We start from the raw sequence: 610 nt of genomic DNA on the forward strand, positions 1-610 counted from the left end.
CAGCCCCGTCTGCCGGTCGGCCAGGCCGGTGCGCAGCACCAGCGCCGCGTTGACGGTCAGCACCAGGGCGGTCCGGCCCCAGGCCAGCAGGGTGCGTTCCGGCTGCAGGCCGGGGTCGCGGTTCACCGGGAGTAGCCGATGATCAGAGCGGCGAAGACGAACGAGATCACCACCACGCAGCAGGTCAGCACCAGCAGGAAGTGGGTGCGCGGCAGCGGTTGGCCGGCCCGCACCGCCCGGTCCACCCGGGCCCACCGCCGGTACGCGGCCGTGCCCATCCCGGCCGGCCCGAGCGCCAGCGCGACCCCCCCCGCCAGCAGGGCGAGAGCGGTTTTGATCCAGGCCAGCAAGGTGCGCTCGTTGGCGAGCGAGAACCGGTAGTCCGGCTCCCCGGGCTGGCTCGGTTCCGGCATGGAAATGAGCTTAGCCAGAAGCCCCGAGGGGGACTCGTGGCCAAGTGGGCGTGTCGGATCGGGCGGCCCGACCGGGCGGGCCCGATCAGGCGGGCGGGGCCGGCTGGGGCGGCCCGGCTGTCCTGCTCGGCTCCGGTGCGGCGTCCTCGACGGTCATCGGTCGGTCATCTCCCCGGCGGAACGGACTCGGTGCACGG

At 74.3% G+C, this 610-nt stretch carries 2 protein-coding genes; both read right to left on the reverse strand.

What is annotated here, in order from left to right; translation table 11 throughout:
• A partial coding sequence (locus ABD323_RS43800) for a DUF202 domain-containing protein (RefSeq protein ID WP_344447581.1) occupies nt 1-126 on the reverse strand: 126 nt, incomplete at its 3' end.
• Entirely contained in the window at nt 123-413 is a 291-nt protein-coding gene (locus ABD323_RS43805; RefSeq protein ID WP_344447580.1) for a YidH family protein, read from the reverse strand. The genes ABD323_RS43805 and ABD323_RS43800, both read right to left, overlap by 4 nt.
• Nucleotides 414-610: the final 197 nt, after the last annotated feature.

This window comes from Kitasatospora nipponensis (assembly GCF_039528135.1).
Taxonomy (GTDB): Bacteria; Actinomycetota; Actinomycetes; order Streptomycetales; family Streptomycetaceae; genus Kitasatospora; species Kitasatospora nipponensis.

What these genes read in the sequence shown, in the direction of transcription:
- ABD323_RS43805 (WP_344447580.1), bottom strand. Translation starts at nt 413, where the DNA reads ATGCCGGAACCGAGCCAGCCCGGGGAGCCGGACTACCGGTTCTCGCTC.